The organism is Variovorax sp. WDL1, assembly GCF_001541225.1.
In the GTDB taxonomy this organism is placed as follows: Bacteria; Pseudomonadota; Gammaproteobacteria; order Burkholderiales; family Burkholderiaceae_C; genus Variovorax.
On the sequence record NZ_LMTS01000148.1, the window covers coordinates 39,171 to 65,315 of the forward strand.

The window sequence follows — 26,145 nt, forward strand, 5'->3', positions numbered from 1 at the left end:
CAGACACACCCACGAAAGGAACCGACCATGCGACTGCAAGCCCTCTTCTTCGCCCGCCCCGTGCTCGCTACCCTCCTCGCCGGCAGCGCCTTCGCTGCCGGCGCCCAGGACAAGGTGGTGCTAGCCACCAACTGGCGCGCCCAGCCGGGCCACGGCGGTTTCTACCAGGCCCTGGCCGACGGCACGTACAAGAAGTACGGGCTCGAGGTGGATATCCAGCAGGGCGGTCCGCAGGTCAACAACCGGCCGATGCTGCCCGCCGGCAAGGTCGACTTCCTGATGACCGGCAACATGCTGATGGCTTTCGACAACATCAAGCAGAAGGTGCCCACGGTGGTGGTGGCGGCCTACTTCCAGAAGGACCCGCAGGCGATCATCGCCCACCCTGGCCAGGGCATCGAGAAGTTCTCGGACCTCACCAAGGCCAAGACGGTGCTGCTCGCGAAGGATGGCCAGATCAGCTATTGGCAATGGATGAAGAAGGCTTACGGCATGCGCGACGAGCAGGTCCGCCCCTACAACTACAGCCTGTCCCAGTTCCTGGCCGACAAGCAGTCGGTGCAGCAGGCCTATGCGACTTCGGAGCCCCTGGCGGTCGAGAAGCAGGCCGGCTTCAAGCCCGTGGTGCTGTCCCTGGCCGATGCGGGCTGGTCGACCTACGGCATGGTCATCGAGACGCGGCAGGAGCTGGTGAAGAACAAGCCCGACCTGGTGCGCCGCTTCGTCGAGGCCTCGAACATCGGCCACTACAACTACCTCTACGGCGACCGCAGGGCCGCCGACGCGCTGATCAAGAAGATCAATCCCGACATCAGCGACGACTACATCGAGAAATCGATGCCCATCCTTCGCGCCCACATCGACGTCGGCGACGCAACCGCCCAAGGCATCGGCGCGATCAGCGACGCGCGGATGAAGGACTTCCACGACAAGACCGTTGCAGCGGGTCTCTACAAGCCCACCGACTTCAACTACGCCGAGGCGTACACCACGCAGTTCGTCAACAGGGGCACGGGGCTGGAGTTGCGCAAGGCTGCGGCGAAATAGCGATGCCCGAGCGCACCCTCACCGTGCGCGTGGCGCGCATCGCGCGCCAGACGCCGGAGATCCTGTCCTTCGAACTGGCGCATCCCGCAGGCCGCGCATTGCCGCCCTACCAGGCGGGCGCGCACATCGACGTGCACATGCCCGGCGGCTTCATGCGCCAGTACTCGCTGGCGCGCGCCCACGCGGAAGCCGCGTCCTCCACGTACCTGATCGGCGTCAAGCACGAGGCCGAAAGCCGCGGAGGCTCGGCCTCGATGCGTGCTCGCGTGCGAGAAGGCGATCTGCTTCCTGTCAGCGTGCCGCGCAACACCTTCCCGGTCCACGCCGAGGCCCGGCGCCACCTGCTGCTGGCGGGCGGCATCGGCATGACCCCGCTGCTGGCCATGGCGCAGGCGCTGGCGCGCCGCCGTGCCGACTTCGAGCTGTGCCTGTTCGTGCGCAGCGAGGACCACCTGGCCTTCACCGAGGCGCTGCGCGCACCCCTCCTGGCGCCGCATGTGCGGCTGCATTTCGACGCCGAAGGCGCGGCGCAGAAGATCGACCTGCGCCAGCTCCTGGCAGAGTACCGCGAGGGCAGCCACCTTTACGTCTGCGGACCCGGCGGCTTCATGCGGGCTGTGCGCGCGGCGGCGGCTCACTGGCCCGAGGAGGCAATGCATGCCGAGTACTTCGCCGCGCCGGCGGAGGCGGTCGCCGGCGGCGGCAAGCCCTTCCAGCTGCGGCTCGCCCGGCGCGGCATCACCTTGCCGGTGGCCGCCGACCAGAGCGCGGTCGATGCACTTCACGCCTTCGGAATCGACATCCCGGTTTCGTGCGAACAGGGCCTCTGCGGCACCTGCGTGGTCGGTGCCGAGGGCTCGGGCGCGGAGCACCGCGACTTCTGCCTGACCCGCAGCGAGCGCGCGACCAAGGTGGCGCTGTGCTGCTCGCGCGCATGCGGGGAGGAGTTGGTCCTCGACCTTTGAGCCACGACGAACCGAGCCACGATGAACCCCGTGCACCGATGCTCTGGCACCATGCAGTCCCCATGACCCGCCGACCCAGCGCCACCGCCAAGGACTCCGCCATCGCCATGGCCGAGGAGCCCGATGCTCCAGCCACCCGCGGGCGGGCACGCAAGTACACGCAGATGCTGGGCGTGATCTACCAGGCGGCCATCGAGGTCTTCGCTGCGGATGGCCTGGCAGGCGCCTCGACCCAGGCCATCGCCGACCGTGCCGGCCTCTCCAAGGCACAGCTGCACTACTACATCGAGAGCAAGGAGGCGCTCTATCGGCAGGTGCTGCAGGACATCATCAACGACTGGATCGGCGTGTTCGGGTTCAGCGAGGAGGCCTTCGGACCGCGCAAGGTGCTGACAGATCTGATCCAGCGCAAGATGCTTTTCTCCTTCGAGCATCCGCTGCGCTCGCGCATCTTCGCCGCCGAGATGATGCGCGGGGCGCCGGTGATCCGCGACTTGATGGGAACGAGCAAGCAGCGCACCCAGCAGGCTGCCGCGGTCATCCAGAACTGGATCGGGCGTGGACTGATGGACCCGGTGGACCCGCTGCTGTTCCTGTTCCATCTCTGGGCCGTGACCCAGTTCTATGCCGATCATGCGGCCCAGGTGGCCTTCTTCCGGGAAACGCCGGCCAGCGACGAGAAGGACCGCCGCTACCTCACCGAGCAGGTGACGGAGTTCCTGCTGAAAGGCGCCGGGGTCCGCTGAGGGCAGCATGCGCCGCCCCCGTGGCGCCATGGGATCGTCAAATCGCGTCAGCGACTGACCATTTCGTCACTCACCGTTCAATGAGGCTCGAGAGGCTGCACGAAGGGCGTCGCGTACTCGCGGCCGATCATCCCGCGGGCGAAGAGATAGTTGTTGCGGGCCTTCTCGCTCATTGCGTCGAGGTTGACCATGCCCGTGCTGTCGCACGGGAAGGCCAGCGCGCGGCCCTGGTTGAACAGCGACTGAAACCGGATCTCGAACGCGGCTGCAGTCTGCATCGAAGAAGAACTGTGCGACATGATCGTCTCCTGCTGGCGCCAAGAACTTGACGCCTGAATCCAAAAAAAAGCTGGCGCGGAATCCCGCTCGCCGATGGCCTTGCATCAATCGTGCCGGGCTCACCTGGATAACGATCCGCGCCGCGCGGGGGTCTCACGGGATTACGCAAAAAGGCGGGCACCGGTTGTGCGAAATGCCACGATCTGCGAGATTTGCGCGCCACATTTCCACATGGATCAGGCCGGGCGCTCGACGCGCAGCGCCGGCTCGCCCCCCGCGGCGCAGTGCCGCGGCTCAGTGCCGCGGCAGGTACATCGTCGCCTCGACCTCCACCAGCACCTCGTCCGACGGCAGGAAGCGCGACACCTCCACCACCGTGCTGACCGGCGGCTCCCCGGCGTAGAACAGGCCGCGCACGCGGTTGTAAAGCGCATAGTCGGGCAAGCGGCGAAAGTACTGGACCAGCTTGACGACGTCGTCCATGGTCCCGCCATGGTCGGCTGCGATCTGGCGAATGCGCTCCAGCACGAACCAGCTCTGGGCCACGACCGGCGCTTCGAACACGTCGACCGACATCTGGCCCGTGGCATAGCCGAGGCCGTGCAGCGCCTCCCGCGCCTCGTCCGGGATGTCGTCGTAGCCCATCACGGCGCGCCGGGTCGAAGGATCGACCGCGACCACGCCACTCATGAAGACGAAGTCGCCCACGCGCTTGGCGGCAGCGTAGTTGGCCATCGGTTTGCCCATGCTCATTCGCTTTGCTCCAGGGGTTGACCGGCGCGGATGACGGTGCGTCGCCGTCCAGCCGCGTCCAGCAGTTCGTATTCGTCGCGCGCGGCCAGCAGCACCAGGTCGGCCGGGCAGCCCGGCGCGATGCGCCCGTCCCAGGGCAGCGCCAGCGCACGGGCGGGGCTGACGGTGACCGCGTCCAGCCAATCGGCGGCCGGCGCCAGGTGCGCCATCTGAACACCGAGGCCGAAGGTTTCGAGCAGGTCGTAGCCGCCATAGGGATAGAAGGCGTCCTGCACGTTGTCGGTGGCCAGGCTGGCGCGCACGCCCAGCGCCGCGGCCTCTCGCATGCGCGTGATGCCGCGCGGCACCGGCGTCCGGTCCCACGCGCCCTGAAGGTAGAGGTTGGTGCTGGGCAGGGCCACCAGGTGCAGGCCGGCTTCGGCGCACCTGGCGAGCGTGTCGCGCGCCCAGCCCTCGTCCTGGACCGACAGCGAGCAGGCATGGCCGCAGACGACGCGCCCGTGCCATCCGCGCGCGATCGCCAACTGCGCGATGCTGCGCAAGCCGGTTGCGTCGGCATCCAGGCCTTCGTCGACGTGGAAGTCCAGCGCCAGCCCGTACTGCTGCGCGAGGTCGAAGACGCGCCCCAGCTTGTGGACGATGCCCTCGTTGCGATAGACGAAGGCGCCCAGCACGCCGCCCGCGCCGTGCACAGCCTGCGCGATGCGCTCGCCGGTGGCCGCATCGGCATAGACGTCGAGCGGCACCAGTGCGACGAACTGCAGCGCGACGCGGTCCTGCCACTGCGCGCGCAGCGCCTCGAAGACGGCGAGCGAGGCCGGCGCCTCGTCGCCAGTCCAGTCCAGGTGCGTGCGCAGCGCGCGCGTGCCGGCGCGCCAGGCTTCGTCGAGCGCGCGCGTCATGCGCGCACGCAGCGCCTCGGCGGTCCAGCCGGCGCGGTGCGCGGCCATGCGCTCGATCGCCGCGAAGAGATTGCCCTCGGCCGCACCGACCTCCCGCACGGTGTAGTTCTTGTCGATGTGCGCGTGCGCATCGACCAGGGCACTCAGCAGGATGCCGCGCGCAGGCTGCGAGCTCGGCGCGATGGAGACGACCCGGGCACCGGCGAGCACCACGTCGAAGACTTCCGCCTCGTCGGCAGCGAAGCCCCGCAGGCGTGCCGGGATCCGTACCGCCTCGAGCTTCATGCGCGCGGCAGCGTGCGCAGCCAGCCCAGCCCGTCGGAAGTACCACCGGGCACGGCGCCGCGCGCGGGCCTGTATTCGCAGCCGACCCAGCCCTCCCAGCCGCATTGCGCCGCCACCTCGTCGATCACCCTGAACAGGTAGGGATGGTTCAGCTCGCCGACGTCCGGCTCGTGGCGCTCGGGCACGCCCGCGATCTGGAAATGGCCGACGCGGCCGGTCGGCAGGTACTTGCGGATCTTCATCGCCACGTCGCCCTCGACGATCTGGCAGTGATACAGGTCCATCTGCACCTTGAGGTTGGGCGCGCCCACCGCTTCGGCGATCTCGTGCGCATGGTCCTGGCGGTTGAGGAAGAAGCGCGGGATGTCGCGCGTGTTGATCGGTTCGATCAGCAGATCGCGCCCGGCCTTGCCCGCCTCGGCCGCGGCCCAGCGCAGGTTGTCGATGTAGGTGGGCTGCACCACCTCGCGCTCCACGTCCGCGGGCACCAGGCCGGCCATCACGTGCACGCGGGGGCAGCTCAGGGCCTCGGCATAGTCCAGGGCCCTCAGCAGGCCTTCGCGGAACTCGGCCTCGCGCCCCGGGAGACAAGCCAGGCCGCGCTCGCCCCCCTCCCAGTCGCCGGGCGGGCCGTTGAAGAGCACCTGCTGCAGGCCGTTGGCCGAGAGCCGGGCCGCCAGTTCGCGCCGTTCGTAGGGATAGGGAAAGAGGTACTCGACGGCCTGGAAGCCGTCTTTCGCGGCGGCTTCGAAGCGGTCGAGGAAATCGAGCTCGGGATAGAGCATCGAGAGGTTGGCGGCAAATCGCGGCATGGGGATGGGTCCTCGTTTTCTTACCAGCGTGCACCGAAGTAACGGCGCAACTCGTCGATCCGTGGCGGTGCCAGCGGCTGCGCCGACTGCTTGTTCAGCAGCCACAGCCGGGCGGTCTCCTCGAGTTCCTCCAGCACGGCCATGGCGGCGGCGGGCGTCTCGTGCCAGACGTTGGGGCCCAGGCGCTCCAGCATCACCGCGCGGATGGGCGTGCCGCGCTCGCCGTAGCGCCCGATGGCGTGTGCCACCTGCTCGGCCGCTTCGGGCGCGCCGGGACGGTGGTAGGGGATCACCGGCACGTGGCCGACCTTCATCACGAAATAGGGCGTGAGCGGCGGCAGCAGCTCCTCGCCCGGCGCGTCCAGCGTAAGCGCGACGCAGTGCGTGCTGTGGGTGTGGATCACGTAGCGCGTGCCCGGGTCGAAGCGCGTGGCGGCGGCGTGGATGCGGGCGTGCAGCGCGATGGTCTTGCTGGCGCGGTCGCCGCCGGCCTGGTTCAGGCCGGCGTCCAGCCGGGCGAGCTTTGCAGGGTCGAGGAAACCCAGGCAGGCATCGGTCGGGGTGATGAGGTAGCCGTCGTCCAGCCGCACGCTGATGTTGCCGGCGGTGGCATGCACGTAGCCGCGCTCGAACAGGCTGCGGCCGATGCGGCAGATCTCTTCGCGTGCCTGGCTTTCGGTCATCCGAGCAATGTAAATGCTTTCGTGAAGAAGTCGTCGGTGCCGAAGTTGCCGGACTTGAGCGCGATGTGCAGGCCGACGCCGCCTTCGGCCTGCGCATGGCACCAGGGGACGCCGGGATCGATCTGCGCACCGATCTGCAGTTGCTCGATGCCGAGCGCCTGCACGCAGGCGCCGGAAGTCTCGCCGCCCGCCACCACCAGCTGCCGCACGCCCTGCGCGACGAGCCCGCGGGCGATGGCGGCGATGGTGCGCTCCACCATCGCGCCGGCCTCCTCGACCCCGAGCCGGCCTTGGACCGATTGCACGGCCCCGGCCTCTGCCGTCGAATAGACCAGCACGGGGCCGTCCTCGATCAAGGGCGCCGCCCAGGCCAGTGCCTCGGCCGCGACGTCCACGTCGGCGGCGATGCGCAGCGGATCGATCGCCAGCGCCGGCCGGCCTGATCCGATGAAGTGGCGCACCTGCCGGTTGGTGGCCGGCGAGCAGCTGCCGGAAACCACCGCCCGCAGGCCGGCCGCAGCGGGAAGCGCGCCGGCGTTCGCGCAAGGCGCGATGCCGAAGTTGGCCGGCAGCCCGATCGCCACGCCCGAACCCGCGGTCACCAGCGGCATGTCCGCCAGGGCCGGGCCGAGCCGCAGCAGGTCCTCGTTCGAGACCGCGTCGACGATGGCGATGCCCACGCCCTCGGCGCGCAGCGCGCCGATGCGCTCGCGAACTGCATCCGGGCCGCGGGCGACCACCGCATGGTCGACCAGCCCCACCTTGCGGCGCGTCTGCGCCTGCAGCACCCGCACGAGGTTGGGGTCGGTCATCGGGGTGAGCGGATGGTTCTGCATGCCGCTCTCGTTGAGCAGCACCTCGCCCGCGAACAGGTAGCCCTTGAACACGGTGCGCTTGTTGTCGGGGAAGGCCGGCGTCGCGATGGTGAAGTCGGTGCCCAGCGCCTCCATCAGCGCCTCGGTGACCGGGCCGATGTTGCCCTGCGGCGTGCTGTCGAAAGTGGAGCAGTACTTGAAATAGATCTGCCGCGCGCCTTGCGCCTGCAGCCAGCGCAACGCGGCGAGCGACTGCCCCACCGCCTCGGCCGGTGCGATGGTGCGCGACTTGAGCGCCACCACCACGGCATCCACATCGGCCGCGAGCGGCGCGCTCGGCACGCCGATGGCCTGGACCACGCGCATGCCGGCGCGCACAAGGTTGTTGGCGAGATCGGTGGCGCCGGTGAAATCGTCGGCGATGCAGCCCAGCAGCAGGTTCATGGCTTGTTCTTGTCGGCGTTGGATGGCGTGGGCAGCTCGATGCCCGGGAAGATCTTGATGACGGCGCTGTCGTCCTCCCGGGCAAAGCCCGCTGTGGAGGCCTGCATGAACATCTGGTGTGCGGTGGAGGCCAGCGGCAGCGGAAACTTGCTGGCCCGCGCCGTGTCGAGCACCAGGCCGAGGTCCTTGACGAAGATGTCGACCGCGGACATTGGCGTGTAGTCGCCGGCGAGGACATGGGCCATGCGGTTCTCGAACATCCAGCTGTTGCCCGCGCTGTGCGTGATGACCTCGTACAGCGCCTCGGCCGCCACGCCCTCCCGCAGGCCAAGCGCCATGGCCTCGGCCGCCGCGGCGATGTGCACGCCGGCCAGCAGCTGGTTGATGATCTTCACCTTGCTGCCGGCGCCGGCGCGGTCCCCGAGGCGGTACACCTTGCCCGCCATGGCCTCGAGCAGCGCGTCGGCCCTGGCATAGGCCTCGGGCCTGGCCGAGCTCATCACCGTCATCTGGCCGCTCGCGGCCTTGGCAGCCCCGCCCGAGATCGGCGCGTCGACATAGTGGATGCCGGCGGTGCCCAGGCGCTCCTCGAGTGCCATCGACCAGTTCGGATCCACGGTGGAGCACATCACGAACACGCTCCCGGGGTTCATCGCGGCAGCCGCGCCTTGCCCGCCGAACAGCACGGCCTCGGTCTGCTCGGCGTTGACCACGACCGACACGAGCAGTTCGCATTGGGCCGCCACCTCCGCCGGCGTGGCCCAGGCCACGCCACCCTGCTCTGCAAAGGCGAGGGCGACGCCGGGACGCGCATCGCACACATGCATTTCGTAGCCCTTGCTGCGCAGCGTGGCGGCGATGCCCGCGCCCATGGCGCCCAGGCCGACGAGTCCTGCTTTTTTCATGGGATTCCAAAGAGAGTGTCGAGAGAAGGCTGGGACGTTGTCTCCAGAAGCGCATGCTAGCAACTGCTCTTGTCCTCGGCCCACCCGCATGATAAGAATCGGCAGCGCCTCAACCAAGGAAAACCATGGACAAAGTTGGAGACAAGGGCGACCTGGGCGACGGCTTTGCGCGTGCCGACGCGCGCGAGCGCTGGACCACCCTGATGCGCTACGCGCTGGAGGGGGTGATCGCCATCATTGCTCTCGGCGCGGCGCTCGCGTCCATCCCGTATTGGGGCGGAGCGGACTTCCCCGTCACGAGCCTGGTGATCTATGTCGCGGGCATGGTGTTCATCGCCATGCCGCTGTGCATGTACTACGAATCGCTGCTGCAGTCGCAACGGCAAAGCCTGGCCGTGCCGGGCGCGCACTAGAGCCACAGGCGTTCCCGGTCCGGCACGTCGCTGCCGCCGGCGTGGAACGTCGTCCTCATCGACCAGGGCTCGTGCTCGCCACCCGGCGCAAACCTTCGAGCGCGGGCTCGACGATGCACGCATCGGCACCCACTGCATAGACCGCATAGGCCGGATACAGGAACTCCGGAGTGCGGGGCACGCGCTTGAGCTGGCCGGATTCGAGATGCCCGCGCACCACGTCGAGCCGGAAGTAGCCGGTGCCGCCGGCCGCCAGCAGGTACTCGCGCCCGAGCGGCCCGAGCCCGGCCATCACCGCGGCGCTGGACAGCTCGGGAAAGGCGAGGCCGTGCTGCGCCGCGAACTCCGGCCCCCAGTCGACATACACATAGTCGGCCGGCTCCGGCACGCGCGGCCGCTTCGCGGTGGTGACCATCACGAGCTTCTCCTCGATCAGCAGCTCCACGCGCAGCCCGGGCCGCTGCTGCGGCGCGTAGGCGACGGCGATGTCGAGCACGCCCGCGGCGACCTTGTCGAGCAGGTCGGGCGGCTCGCCGACTTCGGTGCGAAGCGCCAGCGCCGGATCGGCGGCGCGCATCCACAGCAGCCATCGCAGCAGCAGCGGGTCCCACAGGCTGACCTCGCAGCCCATCGCGATGACGGCACGGCTGCCGGTCGGCACAGCCACCTGGTGGCGCGCACGCGCCCAGACCTGCACCAGCGTGGTCGCGTGCGGCAGGAACTGCTCGCCGGCCGGTGTGAGCACGGCGCCCGCCTTGTTGCGCACGAAGAGCTTGCGGCCGAGCAGCTGCTCCAGCGTGCGCACGCGCGCGCTGACAGAGGTCTGCGTGACGTGCAGGCGCTCTGCCGCGCGCTGGAAGCTGCGCGTCTCGACGATCTCCAGGAAGGTCCGGGCCAGGTTGATGTCCACGGAAGCAGCGGTTGGTTGGATGCATCATTTTTGCATTCAACTGGCAATAAATCTCGTTGTACTTGTTGGAAAGGCGAGCCGAAGATCGATGCATCTCCATCCATTCCAAGGAACTCGCCATGTCCATCCTCCAACGACCCTCGGACTCCAGTCGCGCCGTTGGTGCCCGGGCCCGCTTGCTCGGGGCGGCGGCCGCAGAAGCTCGTGAACTTCTCAAGGCCTTGCTCAGCCCGAACACACTGGTCGAAGAGGTCGAGCAGATGCGCACCCTGCAGCTCGCGGCGGATCGCGTCGAGCCCAGCAACCCGGCGCGCGCCGCCTGGTTGCGCTCGCGCGCCTCGCGCATCGGCCTTCGCTGAACGATGCCGTTCAGGCCGTCGGATCGAGCGGCACGATCTGCGCGATCAGCGACGCGCCGTCGCTCACCAGGAAGTCCTTGAAGGCCTGCGCCACCGGCGGCAGGCGCTTGGTGCGCAGGTGCACCACGTACCAGTTCAGCATCAGCGGAAAGCCCTGCACGTCGAGCACGCGCAGGCTGCCGGCCTTCAGCTCCTGGCTGATGGTATGCGCCGACAGGAAGCTGACGCCCATTCCGGCGATCACCGCCTGCTTGATGGTCTCGGTGCTGCGGATCTCCATCGCGATGTTGAGGCCGCGCAGGTCGCCGCCGAAGCCGTCCTCCATCGAGTGCCAGGTGTCGGAACCCTTCTCGCGCACGACGAAGGGCTCGCGCATCAGCCTGGCCAACGGAATGTCTCTCGCGCCGACCATCGGATGGCCCGGGGCCGCGACGATCACGTACGGATGCGGCGCGAAGGGCTGGTGGACGGTGTCCATGCCGGTGGGCGGGCGCACCATGATCGCCAGGTCGGTGAGGTTATCCGCAATGCGGGTCAGCAGGTCTTCGCGGTTGTGGACCGTGAAGTTCAGCGTTACGCCGCGGTGGCGGCCGGCAAACTCCACCAGCAGGCGCGGGAAGAAATAGTCCCCGGCGCTGATCACGCCCACGTTGAGCCGGCCGCCCGAGACGCCGCGGAACTGCGTCATCGCATGCTCGGCCGCCTCGAACTGCTGGATGATGGCGCGGCTGATCGCGAGCAGCTCGGTGCCGGCCGGCGTGAGGTAGATCTTCTTGCCGAACTGTTCGAACAGCACGTTGCCGGCATGCTCCTCGAGCTTGCGGATCTGGGTGGAGACGGCCGGTTGCGTGAGGTGGAGCTCTTCGGCCGCGCGCGAGAAGCTCAGCAGCCGCGCGACCGCCTCGAAGACCTTCAACTGGCGCAGGGTCGCATGCTTCATCCAGGAAATGTAAGCGCGCCAGCGCGCCTGAATGTAGAGGTACACTGATCGAATCGCATTTGCAACGCATTGCCATCATGAAGACCGCAACCTTCCCATCCCTTCGAGTCGAGGCCGAACTGCGCGAGGCGGCCGAGAGCGTACTTCGCGAAGGCGAGACGCTGACGAGCCTGATCGAAACCGCGATGCGCGAGACCATTCACCGCCGCCGGGCGCAGGCCGAGTTCCTTGCTCGCGGCTTGAAGTCGAGCGAGGACGCCAAGCGCACCGGTGTGTACCACTCTGCGACGGCTGTGCACGGCGAGCTTCAGCGCAGGCTGGATGCCCGGCGCAAGCAGGTGCTTGGATGAAGGGTGACTTCGAGGTTCGCTACACCGACACAGCCCGCGACGATCTGCTTCGTCTCTTCGATTTCTTGCTCCACCGTGCGCAGACCGCCGAAGATTTCGACACTGCGCAAATCGCGATCGACACCATCACGGCAGAGGTAGAAGGCCACCTGTGCCGCGCTCCCTTCATCTTTCGGAAGGCTGGCCAAAGCCCTTTCTTGCGGGAACTGGTCATTCCATTTCGCAGCTCTGGATACGTCGTCCTCTACGAGATTGAAGATGGAACGACCATCAACATCCTGGCCGTTCGACATCAGCTCGAAGACGACTACCACTGAAGAGTTGCAGCCAACGTAGACGCGTCGGGAAGAGGGCGCAGCGGGTGCGTCTCATGTCGAACGCCATCAGGCCATCTCGTGGAGACGAACCCGCCCGCGCTGGTCTTCCATGGTCCGCGCGAGCAGCTTGACCAGCGAGTACACCGTGTCGATGTGAGGCGTGGCGGTGTCGGTGAGCCGCGCCAGCTCCACCACCGCGCCAACCAGCGCATCGATCTCCGGCGCGCGCCCGGCCTCCACGTCCTGCAGCATCGAGGTCTTGTGCTTGCCCACCTTCTCGGCGCCGGCGATGCGCTTTTCCAGCGACACGCGGAACTCGATCCCCAGCTTGTGGGCGACGGCCTGGGCCTCGCGCATCATCGCCGCGGCCAGCTCGCGCGAGGGCGGGTATTGGCAGATATCGACCAGCGTGGAATGCGACAGGCTGCTGATCGGATTGAAGGTCAGGTTGCCCCAGAGCTTGAGCCAGATCTCGGCGCGGATGTTGTCGAGCACGGGCGCCTTGAAGCCCGCCTCGCCGAAGCAGGCAGAGACGCGGTTCACGCGGTCGCTCGCGGTGCCGTCCAGCTCGCCGACGGGGAAACGGTCGCCTTCGATGTGCTTCACAACGCCGGGCGCCACCAGCTCCGAGGCGGGATAGACCACGCAGCCGATGACCCGCTCCGCCGGGATGTTGGCGGCAACCACGCCGTGCGGATCGACGCTCTTCACTGTCGTGCCTTCGAGCGGTCCACCGTGCTTCTGGAAGTACCAGTAGGGGATGCCGTTCTGCATGGGCACCACGACCGTCTGCGGGCCGAAGAGCTTCGGCACTTCGCGCGCCACCGCTTCGACCTGGTGGGCCTTCATCGCGAGGACGACGATGTCCTGCGCGCCGGCCTGCTCGTAGCGCTCGGTCGCCTTCACGCTGCGCGCGACCTGCTCCTCGCCCTCGGCCGAGATGAGCCGGATGCCGTTCGTGGCGATGGCGTCGAGGTTGGCTCCCCGCACGATGAACGTGACGTCCTCGCCGGCCAGCGCGAGCTTCGCCCCGACCAGGCCGCCGATCGCGCCGGCGCCTATCACTGCAATCTTCATGTCCGATCCTTGAAGTGTTGAATCTCTTGCGAGCTCAGCCGTCGCCGAAGCGGTTGCTCAGCCTCCCGATGCCGTTGATCTCGACCTCGACCAGGCTGCCCAGCTTCATCGAGCCGACACCGACCGAGGTGCCGCACAGGATCACGTCGCCGGGATGCAAGGTCATGTCGAGGGAGATCAGGCTGACCAGCTGCGGCACGGAAAAGCGCATGTCGCTGATCGGGTAGTGCTGCCGCGCCGCGCCGTCGAGCAGCGTGGTGACGGTGAGCGACGCGGGGTCCAGGCCAGTGGCCACTGCCGGGCCCATCGGGCAGAAGGTGTCGAAACCCTTGGCGCGCGCCCATTGGGCAAAGGAGGCGTCGCGGTGGAGGATGTCGGCCACCGTCACGTCGTTGGCGCACGTGTAGCCGAACACGTGTTCCAGCGCCTGCGCTTCCTGCACCGCGGTGCAGGTCTTGCCGATGACGATGCCGAGCTCCCCCTCGAACACCACCTTGCCCTCGCACAGCGGCTTGCGGATGGGCTCGCCGGCGGCGAGGAAGGAGTTGGGCGCCTTCAGCAGGTACAGCGGTTCGGCCGGCACCGGCAACTGGAGCTTCTCGCCGAGCGCATGGAAGTTGTTCCATAACGCGATGACCTTGCTGGGTTGGCTGGGCGTGAGCAGCCTGAGCCCGTCGAGCGCGAACACGCTGCCGGTCGGCTCGGGCGCAGCGAACATGTCACCTCGGTGCTCGCGCACATGCTTGCCCTCCAGCGTGCCGAAGCCCGTCTTGCCGGCGCGTTCGAAGCGGACCCATCGTTGTTGCGGTTGCTGCATGGCTTTCTCAATCGAAGGGAAGGTAGTCGGGGACGACCAGCGAAGCGAGCAGCTTCCCGATGTCGGCGGGATTGCGCGTGACGTGGATGCCGCAGTCCTTCATCACGGCCAGCTTGGACTCCGCCGTGCCAAGTCCGCCGGAGACGATCGCGCCTGCATGGCCCATGCGCCTGCCGGGCGGCGCGCTGGCGCCGGCGATGAAGCCGACCACGGGCTTGCGCATGTGGTCCTTGATCCAGCGTGCGCAGCGCTCCTCGGCGTCACCGCCGATCTCGCCGACCATGACCACGGCGTCGGTGTGCGGGTCGTCGTTGAAGAGTTTCAGCACATCGATGTGCGCGAGCCCGCCGACCGGATCGCCGCCGATGCCGACCACCGTCGACTGGCCGATACCGAAGGCCGCGAGCTGGCTGGCGGCCTCGTAGGTCAGCGTGCCGGAGCGCGACACCACGCCGATGCGGCCGCGCTGGTGGATGTGGCCCGGCATGATGCCGATCTTGATCTCGTCGGGCGTGATCAGGCCCGGGCAGTTGGGGCCCAGCAGCAGGGTCTTGCGGCCGAGCATGCGGTGCCGCGTGCGGATCATGTCGCGCACCGGGATGCCCTCGGTGATGCAGACGACCAGGTCGAGGCCGGCCTCCACCGCTTCGTCGATCGCGGCGGCCGCGAAGGGCGGCGGCACGTAGATCACCGAGACGGTCGCGCCGGTCCTCTCCTTCGCCTCCCGGACGGTGCCGAAGACCGGAATGCCGTCGAGCGCCTCGCCCGCCTTGTGGGGGTTCACGCCGGCAACGAAGCACTTCCTGCCGTTGCCGTACTCGCGGCACGCCGCGGTGTGGAAGCGCGCGGTCTTGCCGGTGATGCCCTGCGTGATCACGCGGGTGTTCCTGTTCACGAGGATCGACATCTCATCGGCTCCTTGCGGCGGCAACCACCAGCTCGGCCGCATCCGCCATGTCGTGGGCGCTGACGATCGGCAGGCCCGACTGCGCGAGCAGGGCCCGGCCCTCCTTCTCGCGGGTGCCCTTCATGCGAACGACCATCGGCACCTTGAGCCCGGCCTCGCGCGCGGCGGTGATCACGCCTTGCGCGATCAGGTCGCACTTCATGATGCCGCCGAAGATGTTGACCAGGATGGCCGCGAGCCTGGGGTTGCGCAGCATCAGCTTGAAGGCCTCGGCCACTTTCTCCGTCGTTGCGCCGCCGCCCACGTCCAGGAAGTTGGCGGGCGCGCCGCCGTACAGCCGGATGGCGTCCATGGTCGCCATCGCCAGGCCGGCGCCGTTGACCAGGCAGCCGATGTTGCCGGGCAGCGAGATGTAGGAGAGCTCGAACTTCGCGGCCTCGAGCTCGGCCGGGTCCTCCTCGTCGAGGTCGCGCAGCGCGGCGATCTCCGGATGGCGAAAGAGCGCATTCGCATCGAAATCGAACCTGGCGTCGAGCGCCAGCACGCGGCCGTCGCCAGTGAGGATCATCGGGTTGATCTCGACCAACGAGGCATCGCATTCGTCGAAGGCCCGGTAGAGGCTCTGCATCAGGGCGCGCGCCTGCGGGATCGCCTTTTCCGGCAGGCCGATCCCGCGCGCGACGGCGTCAGCCTCGGCTGGCTTCAGGCCGGTGGCCGGATCGATGCAGAGCTTGTGGATCCGATCCGGCGAACGGGCCGCCACGTCCTCGATGTCCATGCCGCCCTCGCCCGAGGCCATCATGGCGACGCGCTGCGCCTCGCGGTCCACCACCAGGCCCAGGTAGAACTCGCGGCCGATGTCGACGCGCTCCTCGACCAGCAGGCGCTTGACGATCCGCCCTTCGGGACCGGTCCGAGTCGTCCTCAAGCGCATGCCCAGCAGGTTGCCGGCGTGCTGCCGGACTTCTGCGAGCGACCGGGCCACCTTGACGCCGCCACCCGGGCCGCGGCCGCCGGCGTGGATCTGGGCCTTGAGGATCCAGGTCCCGCCGCCCAGCTGCATGGCCACCTCCGCCGCCTCGTCGACCGAGCCGCAGGGAAATCCGCGCGGCGTGGCTACGCCGAATTTCCGCAACAGCTCCTTGCCCTGGTATTCGTGGATATGCATGGCAGGGGCGACTATTCGGGCATGGGGCGAAAAATTCAGATGCCGAGCTCGCCGCCGCCCGCCTGCGCCCAGTCGAAATACCTCGACGCGGAGGCACCGCAACGCTGTATGTGCTGCGCCTTTTTCTGCTGGATGACCTCGGCAAGAAAAGCCGCGTCATAGGACTTCAGCAAATGCGGCTGGTGCGTCTGCAAGTAGTGGCAGATGCGCTCGGCCGGGTCCCTGCTCGCGCCCATCAGCGCCTCGTAGGTCCGGCTGTCCCAGTGCCACCGCAAGCCCAATTCATAGAACGCGGCGTTGTAGGCATTGCGCTCCACTTCGTCATTCCGGTATTGAATTGGCAAATCATTGATCATGACCTTCTCCTGTGAATTGAATGCCGTCGTCAGCTCGATTGAATATTCACGGCATGTTCAAAATGTAGAAGTACTGATCAATAAATAACAGTGAAACTATTTTATTGATTGCATTTGCTGGAGGTTATGGATGGGGCGCGCAAGAAGCCGCTTGCGCGGCCTGCCGAGGCTCAGCCCGCGCTGCTCAGATCACGCCCTCCTGCCGCAGCATCGCCAGGTCGTCCGTGCCGTAGCCCAGCTGCCGCAGCACTTCCTCGGTGTGCTCGCCCAAGAGCGGCGAGCGCGTCACCTCGGTCGGACTGTCCGACAGCTTGATGGGATTGCCGACGGTCAGGTACTTCCCCCGTGTCGGGTGCTCGACCTCGACGATGGTGCCGCTCTCGCGCAGCGATTCGTCCGCAGCGATCTCTTTCATGGAGAGGATCGGCCCGCAGGGAATGTCGTACTGGTTGAGGATCTCCATGGCCTCGAACTTGTCCTTGGTCATGGTCCACTGCTCGATGCGCGCGAAGATCGGCTTCAGGTGCAGCAGGCGCGCGGCCGGCGTGGCGTAGGCCTCGTCGTTGATCCAGCCCTCCTCGCCGATCACCTTGCACACCGCCGGCCAGACCGCGGCCTGGGTGATGAAGTAGATGTAGGCGTTGGGATCGGTCTCCCAGCCCTTGCAGCGCAGGATGGAGCCCGGCTGGCCACCGCCCGAGGCGTTGCCGGCGCGCGGCACCGCGTCGCCGAACTTGCCGTCGGGGTACTGCGGGTATTCGTGCAGGGTGCCGGTGCGCTCCAGGCGCTGCTGGTCGCGCATCTTCACGCGGCAGAGGTTGAGCACGGCGTCCTGCATCGGCGCCAGCACCTTCTGGCCGCGCCCGGTGGTGTTGCGCTGGTAGAGCGCCGCCATGATGCCGAGCGCCAGGTGCAGGCCGGTCCCGCTGTCGCCGATCTGCGCGCCGGTGACGACCGGCGGGCCGTCCTCGAAACCGGTGGTCGACGCCGCGCCGCCGGCGCACTGGGCGACGTTCTCGTACACCTTGCAGTCGGCGTACTTGCCCGGCCCGAAGCCCTTGACCGAGGCCACGATCATGCGCGGGTTGAGGTCCTGGATATGGCTCCAGGTGATGCCCATGCGGTCGAGTGCGCCGGGCGCGAAGTTCTCGACCAGCACGTCGCAGGTCTTGATCAGCGTGTCGAGCACCTGCTTGCCCTTGGGCTTCTTGGTGTCCAGCGTGATCGAGCGCTTGTTGTGGTTCAGCATCGTGAAGTAGAGGCTGTCCACGCCCGGAATGTCGCGCAGCTGGCCGCGCGTCGCGTCGCCCTCGCCCGCGCGCTCGACCTTGATCACGTCGGCGCCGAACCAGGCCAGCAATTGGGTGCACGTGGGGCCGGACTGCACGTGGGTGAAATCCAGGATGCGGACGCCTTCGAGGGCCTTGCTCATCGTTTGTCTCCTAGGTCTTCGCTTCGACTTCTGCCAGACGGGCGCGCAGCTTGCGCTCCTCGGCGAAGCGGGCCGTTTCGTCGCGCACGATCGCGACGATACCCGTGACCTTGCGATCCTCGGAAAACAGCATCGACACGGTGAAGGCGATCGACAGCGTGCGGCCCTCCTTGTGAAGCGCCGGAACGCGCAGCAGGTCGGCGCCGTATTTGGTGATGCCGGTGGCCATGGTCTTCTGGTAGCCCTCCCAGTGCCGCCCGCGCTGGCGCTCCGGGATGATCAAATCGAGCGAACGACCCAGCGCCTCGGCTTCGGTGAAGCCGAAGATGCGCTCGGCGGCCCGGTTCCAGAGCACGATCGCGCCCTCGGCGTCGCACACCATGATGGCGTCGCCGGCGCCTTCGACGAGTTGCTTCAGATCGATGTTTGATTGCAAGCGTATCTCCGGGATTTCAAGCGGACCTGTTCCAGGAACACCGCGGAACCGGCTTTGCCGGGCCGCTGGTGTTGCCCCCCGGTGAGGGGGTGGGCGGCCACACGAAGTGGGCCAACCTGGGGGAGAGCGTTATTACACTGCCTTCGCTTCGCGCAGGTTGATGATCTGCTCCTGGCTGTACCCGAGCTCGGCCAGCACCTCGTCAGTGTGCTCGCCCAGCAGCGGCGACGGAGTGATCTCCGGCTTCAGGTCGGAGAACTTGATCGGGCTGCCGACGGTGAAATAGTTGCCGCGTTCCTTGTGGCCCTTCACCTCGACGATCGATCCGCTCTTGCGCAGCGATTCGTCGTGCAGCAGTTCCTTCATTGTGAGCACCGGCGAGCAGGGGATGTCGAACTTGCGCAGGATGTCCACCGCCTCGAACTTGGTCTTGTCGGCCAGCCAGTCCTCGATGGTCGCGAAGATCGCGGTGATGTGCGGCTGGCGTGCCTTGGCCGTCATGTAGTCGGGGTCGGTCTTCCACTCGGGCTTGCCGATGGCGTCGCAGATCGGGGCCCAGGCGTGGCCCTGCACCGTGAAGTAGATATACGCGTTGGGGTCGGTTTCCCAGCCCTTGCACTTCAGCACCCAGCCCGGCTGGCCGCCGCCGCCGGCATTGCCGCCGCGCGGCACGACGTCGCTGAAGGTGCCGTGCGGGTACTGCGGGTACTCCTCGAGGTAGCCGAGCCGGTCCAGGCGCAGCTGGTCGCGCATCTTCACACGGCAGAGGTTCAGCACCGCGTCCTGCATCGCGCAGGCCACGCGCTGGCCCTTGCCGGTCTGCTGGCGGCCGATGATGGCGGTGAGGATGCCGATCGCCAGGTGCATGCCGGTGTTGCTGTCGCCCAGCGCGGCTGCGCTCACAGTCGGGGGGCCGTCCCAGAAGCCGGTGGTCGATGCCGCACCGCCGGCGCACTGCGCGACGTTCTCGTAGACCTTCAGGTCGTCATAGTGGTGGCCGTCGCTGAAGCCCTTGACCGAGGCGACGATCATCTTCGGGTTGAGCTCCTGGATGCGCTCCCAGGTGAAGCCCATGCGGTCGAGCGCGCCGGGGCCGAAGTTCTCGACCAGCACGTCGGATTCGCGGATCAGCTTCTCCAGCACCACCTTGCCTTCCTGCTGCTTGGTGTCCAGCGTCAGCGAGCGCTTGTTGCTGTTGAGCATGGTGAAGTACAGCGCGTCGACATCCGGAATGTCGCGCAGCTGCGTGCGCGTGACGTCGCCGGAGCCCGGGCGCTCGACCTTGATGACATCGGCCCCGAACCAGGCCAGCATCTGCGTGCACGCCGGACCGGCCTGGACGTGGGTGAAGTCGATGATCTTGATGCCGTTGAGGGGTTTGTTGCTGCTCATGCGATAGCTCCTGTGTTGCCTTGGATTACTTCTTCTTCGCCGCGCTCGGGTTGAGGCTGGTGATGCGGCCGCTCTCGGTGCCGGCGGTCTCGTCGATGACGGCGTTGATCAGGGTCGGGCGCCCGCAGGCGATGGCCTCGCTCAGGGCCTTTTGCAGCTCTTCCGCGGTGGTGGCGTGCACGCCGACGCCGCCGAAGGCTTCCATCAGCTTCTCGTAGCGCGCGTCCTTGACGAACACGGTCGGCGCCACGTCGGCGGTGCCGCTGGCGTTCACGTCGGTGCCGCGGTAGACGCCGTTGTTGTTGAAGACGACGACGCAGACCGGCAGGTTGTAGCGACAGATGGTCTCGACCTCCATGCCGCTGAAGCCGAAGGCGCTGTCGCCCTCGATCGCGATCACCGGCTTGCCGGTGACCACGGCCGCGGCGACGGCAAAGCCCATGCCGATGCCCATGATCCCCCAGGTGCCCACGTCGAGGCGCTTGCGCGGCTCGTACATGTCGACGATGCTGCGCGCGAAGTCCAGCGTGTTGGCGCCCTCGTTGACGACGATCGCATCGGGCCGCGCCTTCACCTGGTCGCGGATCACGCTGAGCGCGCTCTGGAAGTTCATCGGCGATGGGCGCGCGGCCAGCGTGGCCGCCATCTTCGAGAGGTTCTTGTCCTTGCGCTCGGCGATGCCCCCGGTCCAGTCGGCCGGCGGCTTGGCCCACTGGCCGTCGATGCCCGCGAGCAGCGCCGACACGCAGGAGCCGATGTCGCCGATCACGGGCGCAGCGATCGCGACGTTGCTGTCGATCTCGGTCGGCGCGATGTCGATCTGGATGAACTGCTTGGCGCCCTTGTCCTGCCCCCAGGTCTTGCCCTTGCCGTGGGACAGCAGCCAGTTGAGCCGCGCGCCGACCAGCATCACGACGTCGGCTTCCTGCAGCACGTAGGAACGCGCGGCGGCGGCCGACTGCGCATGGGTGTCGGGCAGGAGGCCCTTGGCCATCGACATCGGCAGGTAGGGGATGCCGGTCTTCTCGACCAGCGAGCGGATGTCGGCGTCCGCCTGCGCATAGGCCGCCCCCTTGCCCAGCAGGATCAGCGGCTTCTTCGCTCCCTTGAGCAGATCGAGCGCGCGCTTCACCGCGTCGGGCGCCGGGATCTGGCGCGGGGCCGGGTCGACCACCTTGATGAGCGACTTGCGGCCGGCCTCGGCATCCATCGTCTGCGCGAACAGCTTGGCCGGCAGGTCCAGGTACACGCCGCCCGGGCGGCCCGAGAGGGCCGAGCGGATCGCCCGCGCGATGCCGACACCGATGTCCTCGGCATGCAGCACGCGAAACGCGGCCTTGCACAGCGGCTTGGCGATCGCGAGCTGGTCCATCTCCTCGTAGTCGCCCTGCTGCAGGTCGACGATCTCGCGCTCGCTGGAGCCGCTGATCAGGATCATCGGGAAGCAGTTGGTGGTTGCGTTGGCCAGCGCGGTCAGGCCGTTGAGGAAGCCGGGCGCCGACACCGTGAGGCAGATGCCGGGCTTTTGCGTCAGGAAGCCGGCGGCGGCGGCGGCGTTGCCGGCATGCTGCTCGTGGCGAAAGGAGATCACCCGCATGCCCTCGGCCTGCGCCATGCGCGTGAGGTCGGTGATCGGGATGCCGGGCAGGCCGAAGATGGTGTCGATGTCGTTCAGCTTCAGCGCATCGATCACCAGGTGGAAGCCGTCGGTCGTCTCGCGGGCCGGCGCATCGTCCGTCATGTTCTTGAGGGTCCGCGCGACCAGCTCGTCGGCGGTCGAGTCGGCCTGTTTGGCGGTGCTGACTGAGGACATGTCTCTCCTTGTGCTTGGATATGAAGGGCCGGGGGCCGAGCCACGACTATGATTCGAGGCCAAGCTGCAGCCGTTGACCTTGGTCAACTTTCCGGAAAACGACACCGGCTCGATGAACCGGCGGTCGTCGCGACATCGAGCAAGACGGGACCCATGACCCTGTTGGAAAACCACCCGGAGAAAAACATCATTCGTGCCCAGCTCCGGCAGAACATCCTTCTCAAGGACCTGGGCGAGAGCGACCGCGCCGAGCTGGAGTCCCACCTTGCCGTGGTGGACGGCAACAAGGGCGACTTCCTGCTGCACCAGGGCGTGCGCGAGATGGAGCAGTACTTCATCCTCGACGGCATCCTCAAGCGGGTGGTGAGCAATCCGGCAGGCAAGGAGATGATCCTTCGCTTCGCCGACGAGCACGACATGGAGACCAGCTACGCCGCGCTGCGGCTCGGTACGCCGACGCCGTACGGCATCGTGTGCGTGACCAAGGCGCGGGTGGCCAGCCTGCCCTTGAAGGAGTGGATTGCCTTCCTCGACCGCCACCCCGACACGAAGGAGCTGTTCGAGTTCAGCGTGATGCGCGGAATGAGCGAGATCATGGCGCACACCATCACGCTGCACCTGCTGGACGCGCCGGGCCGCGTGCACCGCTTCATGCGCAAGCATCCGGAACTGGTGGATCGGATTCCGAGCAAGGAACTGGCCTCCTATCTCAATCTGTCGGCCGAGACGCTCAGCCGATTGAAGAAGCGCGGAAAGATCTGAGTCAGGTCTGCTTGGCCGAGGCGAATCGGCGCGTACCGGTCATCAGTCTCAGTTCGTTGGTCACGCCCGAGACACCGGGCACCGCGGTGGCCACGTGCTCGGCCTGCTCACGCTCCTCGGCGTCAAGGACGATGCCGCGCAGCCTCACTTCGCCCTGATTCGCCTGGATGGTGATGCTGATGTCCTGCGTCTGCGCATGCTCCTTGAGCGCGGCGCGCACGCGCGCCTCGAGCGCCATGTTTGCCAGCAGGGCGCGCGACTCGGGCGTCTCGGCGAATTCCGGGCGTTGCGTCATCAGGCGGATCAGCTCGACGCAGCTCTCGACCGAGACGCGATCGGTGTTGAGCACCAGGTCGTAGAGCACCGGGTCACCCCACGTCACGCCGAACTGCTCGTGCATGCGCGAAGCGTGCGCGTGGTCGCTGCGCCGGATCTCGGTCTCGGCGAACTCGGCATCATCGGTGCCGAGGTGGGCCATCAGCCATTCGACGCGCTTCCTGAGCGAACGCGTGACGCGCACGCACAGCACGTGCGGCACCGGGCGCAGCAGGCAGGTTGCGCCCCAGCCGCGCAGCACCACGTTGCCGCCGTCGGCCAGCGAGAACACTTCTTCCGCGGTGTAGAGCGCGACGCTGCGGCGGTCGGTGGTCAGGCGCTCCACCAGGCCGGCCTTGCCGTCGCGCAGCCGGCCGATCAGGCTGGTTGACACCTGCGCCCGGTCGGCCACGCGCTCGATGGCTTCATGGCGCATCACGGCCAGTCCGAGCGCGTCGGCGAGTTGCAGCGACACGTCCTTGGCAAGGGAACCCATTTCCTGGGTCATGGCGATGACGGGCATGCGGTCTCCTCGATCAGTCCACCGGACGTTCGGCAGCGAACTCGTCAGCTTTTTTTGGCTTGATCATCGCCAGCACTTTCGAGATCAGCGGCCAGAAGAGCATGGTCAACGCCAGCGTGGTGATGCTCCCCACCAGCGGGTTCGCCCACATGATCCCGATCTCGCCCTGCGAGACCAGCATGGCCTGGCGGAAGGAGTCCTCGGCCTTGTCGCCGAGCACCAGGGCCAGCACCAGCGGCGCCAATGGGAAGTCGAGTTTCTTGAAGATGTATCCGACCACGCCGAAGCCGAGCATGAACCAGATGTCGAGCATCGCGTTGTGCACGGTGTAGGCGCCGATCGCGCAGATCACGATGATCACTGGCGCGATGATCGAGAAGGGGATACGCAGGATCGAGGCAAACAGCGGCACTGTGCTCAGCACCACGATCAGGCCGACGATGTTGCCCAGGTACATGCTGGCGATCAGGCCCCAGACGAAGTCCTTCTGCTCGACGAAGAGCAGCGGGCCCGGCTGCAGGCCCCAGATCAGCAGGCCGCCCAGCAGCACCGCCGCGGTCGGCGAGCCCGGGATGCCCAGCGCCAGCATCGGCAGCAGGGCGCTGGTGCCGGCGGCATGCGCCGCGGTCTCGGGTGCAACCACGCCCTCCATCTCGCCGGTGCCGAACTTGGGACCCTTCTTCGACATCTTCTTCGCCAGGCCGTAGCTCATGAAGGAGGCCGGCGTCGCGCCTCCGGGCGTGATGCCCATCCAGATGCCGATCAGCGAGCTGCGCAGCGAGGTGACCCAGTACTGCGGCAGCTGCTTCCAGGTCTGCAGCACCACCTTGGGATCGATCTTGGCGCTCTTGCCGGAGAACTTGAGCCCCTCCTCCATCGACAGCAGGATCTCGCCGATGCCGAACAGTCCGATGACCGCGATCAGGAAGTCGAAGCCGCGCATCAGCTCGGGCTGGCCGAAGGTCAGGCGCAGCTGGCCGGTCACGGTGTCCATGCCGACGCTGGCGAGCGCGAAGCCCAGGGCCATCGAGGCCAGGATCTTGAAGGGCGAGCCCTTCCCCATGCCGACGAAGCTGCAGAAGGTCAGCAGGTAGACCGCGAAGAACTCGGGCGAACCGAACTTGAGCGCGAACTTGGCCACCAGCGGCGCGAGGAAGGTGATCATCACCACTGCCAGGAAAGCCCCGACGAAGGAGGAGGTGAAGGCGGTGGTGAGCGCCGCGCCCGCCTTGCCCTGCTGGGCCATCGGGTAGCCGTCGAAGGTGGTGGCCACCGACCAGGGTTCGCCGGGGATGTTGAAGAGGACGGAGGTGATCGCACCGCCGAACAGCGCACCCCAGTAGATGCACGACAGCATGATGATCGCCGAGGTCGGCGACATCGTGAAGGTGAGGGGCAGCAGGATTGCCACGCCGTTGGCGCCGCCCAGGCCGGGCAGCACGCCGATCAGCACACCCAGGATGATCCCGACGAACATCAGCACGATGTTCATGGGCGTCAGGATCACGGCGAAGCCCTGCATCAGGGCGCTGATTTCATCCATTTCGGGTTCGCTCCGTGAGATTCAGTAGCCGAGGAAGCGAAGCGGATCGAGCGAGCCCTTGAACAGAGGCACCTTGAACCAGACTTCGAACATGAGAAAGAAGAGCGCGTTGACGGCGAACGCGATGATCGAGCTCTTCACCCAGGAGTACTTGCCGAGCACCACCATGAAGAGCGCGATGTAGAGCGCCGAGGCGACGTACAGGCCGAGGAAGGTGACGGCCAGCACGTAGACGGTGGCCGGCACAAGCACCGACAGCACGCGCTTGAGCTGCTCCGAATCGACGAAGACCTCGGTGTTCCTGTTCTTGCCGAGCAGCGCCTGGTAGAGAATGCCGGCGCCGGAGACGACGATGATCACCCCGATGTAGAAGGGGAAGTAGCCGGCACCGGGACCGTCGGTGGTCCAGCCCGCGCCAAGGCGGCGGCTCTCGAAGACCACTCCGAGGCCGATGATCAGCAGGACCGCTGCCACCACCGCCTCGACGATGTTGGTGCGCACGCCGATGCGCACCGGGTTGTCGGAATTCTCGTTGTGCTCCATGGAGCCCCCGTCGTGTGTGTCGAGAAGATCGGAGGCGGAACTCCCGCCCTCCACCCGGCCGCGCTGGCGCGCGGCGTTCTGCCGCTCTTCGACGGCTACTTGGCGCTGGCGATGAAGCCGGCGTCGGTCATCAGCGTCCGGTGCGTGGTCTCGGCCGTCGCCAGCCACTTCGTGAAGGCATCGCCGGTCATGAAGGTCGGGTTGAAGGCGCCCTTCTCCATGTATTCCTTCCACTCCGGCGTTGCGGCCACCTTGTTCAGCAGGTCCACATAGAAGGCGAGCTGGTCGGACGTCACGCCGGCGGGCATGAAGATGCCGCGCAGCATGGTGTAGTTGGTCGGCACGCCAGCTTCCTTGCAGGTCGGGATGTCATTCCACGACTGCGTGTCGGTGACCTTGGTCTTGAAGGGCATGCGCTCGTCGTCGAACACGCACAGCGCGCGCAGCTTGCCGGCGCGCCATTGGGCAACCGCCTCGATCGGGTTGTTGACGGTGGAGTTCACATGGCCGCCCACCAGCTGCACGGCCACCTCGCCGCCGCCCTTGAAGGGCACATAGATGAACTTGGTGCCGGTGGCCTTCTCCAGCGCGACCGTGATGATCTGGTCTTCCTGCTTGGAGCCGGTTCCGGCCATCTTGAACTTGTTGGGGCCCGCCGCCTTGACCGCCGCGATGTACTCGCTCGCGTTCTTGTAGGGCTGCTCGGCGTTGGTCCAAAGCACGAACTGGTCGAGCGCCAGCATCGCGACGGGGGTCATGTCCTTCCAGTTGAAGGGCACGCCAGTGGCCATGGGCGTAGTGAACAGGTTCGACAGCGAGATGATGATCTTGTGCGGATCGCCCTTCGCCTCCTTGACCGCGAGGAAGCCTTCGGCACCGGCGCCGCCCGACTTGTTGACGACGATCAGCGGCTCCTTCATCAGCTTGTATTTGATGACGATGCCCTGCAGCAGGCGCGCCATCTGGTCGGCGCCGCCTCCGGTGCCGGCGGGGATCACGAACTCCACCGGCTTGGCCGGCTCCCAGGCCAGCGCTGGCGTGGCGCCTGCCAGTGCGAGGACGGCGGCGGCAAGCGCCTTGGTGCCATGGGTCCGGGCGCGCGAAATGATGCTGTCGATCATGTTGTCTCCTGTTGA

The 26,145-nt window shown here is 67.2% G+C and carries 30 protein-coding genes; 8 read left to right on the forward strand and 22 right to left on the reverse strand.

All coding sequences use genetic code 11. The annotated features are described in order from the left end of the window. Positions 1 to 27 precede the first annotated feature (27 nt). From APY03_RS19705 to APY03_RS19715, 3 genes are all read left to right on the forward strand, one after another. A complete protein-coding gene (locus APY03_RS19705; RefSeq protein ID WP_068679280.1) occupies positions 28 to 1,047 on the forward strand; it encodes an ABC transporter substrate-binding protein in 1,020 nt (339 codons plus the stop codon). A 2-nt stretch (positions 1,048 to 1,049) separates the two neighbouring features. Then, on the forward strand, positions 1,050 to 2,012 hold the full coding sequence (locus tag APY03_RS19710; protein ID WP_068679281.1) for a PDR/VanB family oxidoreductase: 963 nt from the start codon (positions 1,050 to 1,052) through the stop codon (positions 2,010 to 2,012). 62 nt (positions 2,013 to 2,074) lie between these two features. Continuing rightward, on the forward strand, positions 2,075 to 2,758 hold the full coding sequence (locus APY03_RS19715) for a TetR family transcriptional regulator C-terminal domain-containing protein (RefSeq protein WP_102905012.1): 684 nt from the start codon (positions 2,075 to 2,077) through the stop codon (positions 2,756 to 2,758). 77 nt (positions 2,759 to 2,835) lie between these two features. Here the strand turns inward: APY03_RS19715 and APY03_RS19720 are convergent, their stop codons facing one another. From APY03_RS19720 to ltnD, 7 genes are all read right to left on the reverse strand, one after another. Then, positions 2,836 to 3,057, reverse strand: coding sequence for a hypothetical protein (locus tag APY03_RS19720; RefSeq protein WP_068679283.1), 222 nt, complete (start codon positions 3,055 to 3,057; stop codon positions 2,836 to 2,838). 274 nt (positions 3,058 to 3,331) lie between these two features. After that, positions 3,332 to 3,790, reverse strand: coding sequence for a RidA family protein (locus APY03_RS19725; protein ID WP_068679285.1), 459 nt, complete (start codon positions 3,788 to 3,790; stop codon positions 3,332 to 3,334). Next, positions 3,787 to 4,977: an amidohydrolase family protein gene (locus tag APY03_RS19730; RefSeq protein ID WP_068679287.1), complete on the reverse strand. Its 1,191-nt coding sequence runs from the start codon at positions 4,975 to 4,977 to the stop codon at positions 3,787 to 3,789. The genes APY03_RS19725 and APY03_RS19730 overlap by 4 nt, the downstream gene beginning before the upstream one ends. Continuing rightward, entirely contained in the window at positions 4,974 to 5,789 is an 816-nt protein-coding gene (gene otnI / locus APY03_RS19735; RefSeq protein WP_068679289.1) for a 2-oxo-tetronate isomerase, read from the reverse strand. The genes APY03_RS19730 and otnI overlap by 4 nt, the downstream gene beginning before the upstream one ends. A gap of 20 nt (positions 5,790 to 5,809) precedes the next feature. Then, complete coding sequence (locus APY03_RS19740; protein ID WP_068679291.1) at positions 5,810 to 6,472, reverse strand: class II aldolase/adducin family protein; 663 nt, start codon at positions 6,470 to 6,472, stop codon at positions 5,810 to 5,812. After that, positions 6,469 to 7,731, reverse strand: coding sequence for a 3-oxo-tetronate kinase (gene otnK / locus APY03_RS19745; RefSeq protein ID WP_068679293.1), 1,263 nt, complete (start codon positions 7,729 to 7,731; stop codon positions 6,469 to 6,471). The genes APY03_RS19740 and otnK overlap by 4 nt, the downstream gene beginning before the upstream one ends. Beyond that, positions 7,728 to 8,636, reverse strand: coding sequence for an L-threonate dehydrogenase (ltnD, locus tag APY03_RS19750; RefSeq protein WP_068679295.1), 909 nt, complete (start codon positions 8,634 to 8,636; stop codon positions 7,728 to 7,730). The genes otnK and ltnD overlap by 4 nt, the downstream gene beginning before the upstream one ends. Positions 8,637 to 8,761: 125 nt before the next feature. Here ltnD and APY03_RS19755 point away from each other — a divergent pair, with 125 nt between their 5' ends. Continuing rightward, positions 8,762 to 9,049: a hypothetical protein gene (locus tag APY03_RS19755; RefSeq protein WP_068679297.1), complete on the forward strand. Its 288-nt coding sequence runs from the start codon at positions 8,762 to 8,764 to the stop codon at positions 9,047 to 9,049. Between the two features lie 55 nt (positions 9,050 to 9,104). On the opposite strand, the gene APY03_RS19760 is transcribed toward APY03_RS19755, so the two are convergent. Further along, positions 9,105 to 9,959: a LysR family transcriptional regulator gene (locus APY03_RS19760; RefSeq protein ID WP_068679299.1), complete on the reverse strand. Its 855-nt coding sequence runs from the start codon at positions 9,957 to 9,959 to the stop codon at positions 9,105 to 9,107. A 119-nt stretch (positions 9,960 to 10,078) separates the two neighbouring features. On the opposite strand from APY03_RS19760, the gene APY03_RS19765 reads away from it, so the two are divergent. Then, positions 10,079 to 10,318 carry a hypothetical protein gene (locus APY03_RS19765; protein WP_068679300.1) on the forward strand — a complete coding sequence of 80 codons (240 nt, stop codon included), beginning with the start codon at positions 10,079 to 10,081 and terminating at the stop codon, positions 10,316 to 10,318. A 10-nt stretch (positions 10,319 to 10,328) separates the two neighbouring features. Here APY03_RS19765 and APY03_RS19770 read toward each other — a convergent pair whose 3' ends face one another. Continuing rightward, positions 10,329 to 11,258 carry a LysR family transcriptional regulator gene (locus APY03_RS19770; RefSeq protein ID WP_068679395.1) on the reverse strand — a complete coding sequence of 310 codons (930 nt, stop codon included), beginning with the start codon at positions 11,256 to 11,258 and terminating at the stop codon, positions 10,329 to 10,331. A 77-nt stretch (positions 11,259 to 11,335) separates the two neighbouring features. Between APY03_RS19770 and APY03_RS19775 the strand changes: the two genes are divergently transcribed. Both APY03_RS19775 and APY03_RS19780 read left to right on the forward strand, forming a co-directional pair. Continuing rightward, complete coding sequence (locus APY03_RS19775; RefSeq protein ID WP_068679397.1) at positions 11,336 to 11,608, forward strand: YlcI/YnfO family protein; 273 nt, start codon at positions 11,336 to 11,338, stop codon at positions 11,606 to 11,608. Then, positions 11,605 to 11,925 carry a type II toxin-antitoxin system RelE/ParE family toxin gene (locus APY03_RS19780; RefSeq protein WP_068679302.1) on the forward strand — a complete coding sequence of 107 codons (321 nt, stop codon included), beginning with the start codon at positions 11,605 to 11,607 and terminating at the stop codon, positions 11,923 to 11,925. Before APY03_RS19775 ends, APY03_RS19780 begins: the two co-directional genes overlap by 4 nt. A gap of 66 nt (positions 11,926 to 11,991) precedes the next feature. On the opposite strand, the gene APY03_RS19785 is transcribed toward APY03_RS19780, so the two are convergent. From APY03_RS19785 to oxc, 9 genes are all read right to left on the reverse strand, one after another. Next, complete coding sequence (locus APY03_RS19785) at positions 11,992 to 13,002, reverse strand: 2-dehydropantoate 2-reductase (protein ID WP_068679304.1); 1,011 nt, start codon at positions 13,000 to 13,002, stop codon at positions 11,992 to 11,994. Positions 13,003 to 13,036: 34 nt separating this feature from the next. Beyond that, positions 13,037 to 13,819 carry a fumarylacetoacetate hydrolase family protein gene (locus tag APY03_RS19790; RefSeq protein WP_068679306.1) on the reverse strand — a complete coding sequence of 261 codons (783 nt, stop codon included), beginning with the start codon at positions 13,817 to 13,819 and terminating at the stop codon, positions 13,037 to 13,039. Between the two features lie 7 nt (positions 13,820 to 13,826). Continuing rightward, positions 13,827 to 14,726 carry a succinate--CoA ligase subunit alpha gene (gene sucD / locus APY03_RS19795; protein ID WP_068679307.1) on the reverse strand — a complete coding sequence of 300 codons (900 nt, stop codon included), beginning with the start codon at positions 14,724 to 14,726 and terminating at the stop codon, positions 13,827 to 13,829. Between the two features lies 1 nt (position 14,727). Further along, positions 14,728 to 15,894, reverse strand: a complete 1,167-nt coding sequence (gene sucC, locus APY03_RS19800; protein WP_068679309.1) for an ADP-forming succinate--CoA ligase subunit beta — start codon at positions 15,892 to 15,894, stop codon at positions 14,728 to 14,730. Positions 15,895 to 15,929: 35 nt separating this feature from the next. Beyond that, the gene (locus APY03_RS19805) at positions 15,930 to 16,250 is read right to left on the reverse strand and encodes a hypothetical protein (RefSeq protein WP_068679311.1); all 321 of its coding nucleotides are present in this window, start codon (positions 16,248 to 16,250) and stop codon (positions 15,930 to 15,932) included. Between the two features lie 184 nt (positions 16,251 to 16,434). Next, on the reverse strand, positions 16,435 to 17,682 hold the full coding sequence (gene frc, locus APY03_RS19810) for a formyl-CoA transferase (protein WP_068679313.1): 1,248 nt from the start codon (positions 17,680 to 17,682) through the stop codon (positions 16,435 to 16,437). A 10-nt stretch (positions 17,683 to 17,692) separates the two neighbouring features. Further along, the gene (locus APY03_RS19815) at positions 17,693 to 18,118 is read right to left on the reverse strand and encodes a PAS domain-containing protein (protein ID WP_068679315.1); all 426 of its coding nucleotides are present in this window, start codon (positions 18,116 to 18,118) and stop codon (positions 17,693 to 17,695) included. 132 nt (positions 18,119 to 18,250) lie between these two features. Beyond that, complete coding sequence (frc, locus tag APY03_RS19820; protein ID WP_068679317.1) at positions 18,251 to 19,510, reverse strand: formyl-CoA transferase; 1,260 nt, start codon at positions 19,508 to 19,510, stop codon at positions 18,251 to 18,253. A 25-nt stretch (positions 19,511 to 19,535) separates the two neighbouring features. After that, the gene (gene oxc, locus APY03_RS19825; protein ID WP_068679319.1) at positions 19,536 to 21,323 is read right to left on the reverse strand and encodes an oxalyl-CoA decarboxylase; all 1,788 of its coding nucleotides are present in this window, start codon (positions 21,321 to 21,323) and stop codon (positions 19,536 to 19,538) included. A 153-nt stretch (positions 21,324 to 21,476) separates the two neighbouring features. Here oxc and APY03_RS19830 point away from each other — a divergent pair, with 153 nt between their 5' ends. Then, positions 21,477 to 22,085 carry a Crp/Fnr family transcriptional regulator gene (locus APY03_RS19830; protein ID WP_068679321.1) on the forward strand — a complete coding sequence of 203 codons (609 nt, stop codon included), beginning with the start codon at positions 21,477 to 21,479 and terminating at the stop codon, positions 22,083 to 22,085. A gap of 1 nt (position 22,086) precedes the next feature. Here the strand turns inward: APY03_RS19830 and APY03_RS19835 are convergent, their stop codons facing one another. The 4 genes from APY03_RS19835 to APY03_RS19850 form a co-directional block, all read right to left on the reverse strand. Next, complete coding sequence (locus APY03_RS19835; RefSeq protein WP_068679323.1) at positions 22,087 to 22,923, reverse strand: cytidylate kinase family protein; 837 nt, start codon at positions 22,921 to 22,923, stop codon at positions 22,087 to 22,089. Positions 22,924 to 22,936: 13 nt separating this feature from the next. Next, the gene (locus APY03_RS19840; protein ID WP_068679325.1) at positions 22,937 to 24,466 is read right to left on the reverse strand and encodes a tripartite tricarboxylate transporter permease; all 1,530 of its coding nucleotides are present in this window, start codon (positions 24,464 to 24,466) and stop codon (positions 22,937 to 22,939) included. 21 nt (positions 24,467 to 24,487) lie between these two features. Further along, entirely contained in the window at positions 24,488 to 25,009 is a 522-nt protein-coding gene (locus tag APY03_RS19845; protein WP_068679327.1) for a tripartite tricarboxylate transporter TctB family protein, read from the reverse strand. A 95-nt stretch (positions 25,010 to 25,104) separates the two neighbouring features. Beyond that, on the reverse strand, positions 25,105 to 26,130 hold the full coding sequence (locus APY03_RS19850; protein WP_068679329.1) for a Bug family tripartite tricarboxylate transporter substrate binding protein: 1,026 nt from the start codon (positions 26,128 to 26,130) through the stop codon (positions 25,105 to 25,107). Positions 26,131 to 26,145 lie beyond the last annotated feature (15 nt).

What these genes read in the sequence shown, in the direction of transcription:
- APY03_RS19705 (WP_068679280.1), top strand. Translation starts at nt 28, where the DNA reads ATGCGACTGCAAGCCCTCTTCTTCGCCCGCCCCGTGCTCGCTACCCTC.
- APY03_RS19710 (WP_068679281.1), top strand. Translation starts at nt 1,050, where the DNA reads ATGCCCGAGCGCACCCTCACCGTGCGCGTGGCGCGCATCGCGCGCCAG.
- APY03_RS19715 (WP_102905012.1), top strand. Translation starts at nt 2,075, where the DNA reads ATGACCCGCCGACCCAGCGCCACCGCCAAGGACTCCGCCATCGCCATG.
- APY03_RS19720 (WP_068679283.1), bottom strand. Translation starts at nt 3,057, where the DNA reads ATGTCGCACAGTTCTTCTTCGATGCAGACTGCAGCCGCGTTCGAGATC.
- APY03_RS19725 (WP_068679285.1), bottom strand. Translation starts at nt 3,790, where the DNA reads ATGAGCATGGGCAAACCGATGGCCAACTACGCTGCCGCCAAGCGCGTG.
- APY03_RS19730 (WP_068679287.1), bottom strand. Translation starts at nt 4,977, where the DNA reads ATGAAGCTCGAGGCGGTACGGATCCCGGCACGCCTGCGGGGCTTCGCT.
- otnI (WP_068679289.1), bottom strand. Translation starts at nt 5,789, where the DNA reads ATGCCGCGATTTGCCGCCAACCTCTCGATGCTCTATCCCGAGCTCGAT.
- APY03_RS19740 (WP_068679291.1), bottom strand. Translation starts at nt 6,472, where the DNA reads ATGACCGAAAGCCAGGCACGCGAAGAGATCTGCCGCATCGGCCGCAGC.
- otnK (WP_068679293.1), bottom strand. Translation starts at nt 7,731, where the DNA reads ATGAACCTGCTGCTGGGCTGCATCGCCGACGATTTCACCGGCGCCACC.
- ltnD (WP_068679295.1), bottom strand. Translation starts at nt 8,636, where the DNA reads ATGAAAAAAGCAGGACTCGTCGGCCTGGGCGCCATGGGCGCGGGCATC.
- APY03_RS19755 (WP_068679297.1), top strand. Translation starts at nt 8,762, where the DNA reads ATGGACAAAGTTGGAGACAAGGGCGACCTGGGCGACGGCTTTGCGCGT.
- APY03_RS19765 (WP_068679300.1), top strand. Translation starts at nt 10,079, where the DNA reads ATGTCCATCCTCCAACGACCCTCGGACTCCAGTCGCGCCGTTGGTGCC.
- APY03_RS19770 (WP_068679395.1), bottom strand. Translation starts at nt 11,258, where the DNA reads ATGAAGCATGCGACCCTGCGCCAGTTGAAGGTCTTCGAGGCGGTCGCG.
- APY03_RS19775 (WP_068679397.1), top strand. Translation starts at nt 11,336, where the DNA reads ATGAAGACCGCAACCTTCCCATCCCTTCGAGTCGAGGCCGAACTGCGC.
- APY03_RS19780 (WP_068679302.1), top strand. Translation starts at nt 11,605, where the DNA reads ATGAAGGGTGACTTCGAGGTTCGCTACACCGACACAGCCCGCGACGAT.
- APY03_RS19785 (WP_068679304.1), bottom strand. Translation starts at nt 13,002, where the DNA reads ATGAAGATTGCAGTGATAGGCGCCGGCGCGATCGGCGGCCTGGTCGGG.
- APY03_RS19790 (WP_068679306.1), bottom strand. Translation starts at nt 13,819, where the DNA reads ATGCAGCAACCGCAACAACGATGGGTCCGCTTCGAACGCGCCGGCAAG.
- sucD (WP_068679307.1), bottom strand. Translation starts at nt 14,726, where the DNA reads ATGTCGATCCTCGTGAACAGGAACACCCGCGTGATCACGCAGGGCATC.
- sucC (WP_068679309.1), bottom strand. Translation starts at nt 15,894, where the DNA reads ATGCATATCCACGAATACCAGGGCAAGGAGCTGTTGCGGAAATTCGGC.
- APY03_RS19805 (WP_068679311.1), bottom strand. Translation starts at nt 16,250, where the DNA reads ATGATCAATGATTTGCCAATTCAATACCGGAATGACGAAGTGGAGCGC.
- frc (WP_068679313.1), bottom strand. Translation starts at nt 17,682, where the DNA reads ATGAGCAAGGCCCTCGAAGGCGTCCGCATCCTGGATTTCACCCACGTG.
- frc (WP_068679317.1), bottom strand. Translation starts at nt 19,510, where the DNA reads ATGAGCAGCAACAAACCCCTCAACGGCATCAAGATCATCGACTTCACC.
- oxc (WP_068679319.1), bottom strand. Translation starts at nt 21,323, where the DNA reads ATGTCCTCAGTCAGCACCGCCAAACAGGCCGACTCGACCGCCGACGAG.
- APY03_RS19830 (WP_068679321.1), top strand. Translation starts at nt 21,477, where the DNA reads ATGACCCTGTTGGAAAACCACCCGGAGAAAAACATCATTCGTGCCCAG.
- APY03_RS19835 (WP_068679323.1), bottom strand. Translation starts at nt 22,923, where the DNA reads ATGCCCGTCATCGCCATGACCCAGGAAATGGGTTCCCTTGCCAAGGAC.
- APY03_RS19840 (WP_068679325.1), bottom strand. Translation starts at nt 24,466, where the DNA reads ATGGATGAAATCAGCGCCCTGATGCAGGGCTTCGCCGTGATCCTGACG.
- APY03_RS19845 (WP_068679327.1), bottom strand. Translation starts at nt 25,009, where the DNA reads ATGGAGCACAACGAGAATTCCGACAACCCGGTGCGCATCGGCGTGCGC.
- APY03_RS19850 (WP_068679329.1), bottom strand. Translation starts at nt 26,130, where the DNA reads ATGATCGACAGCATCATTTCGCGCGCCCGGACCCATGGCACCAAGGCG.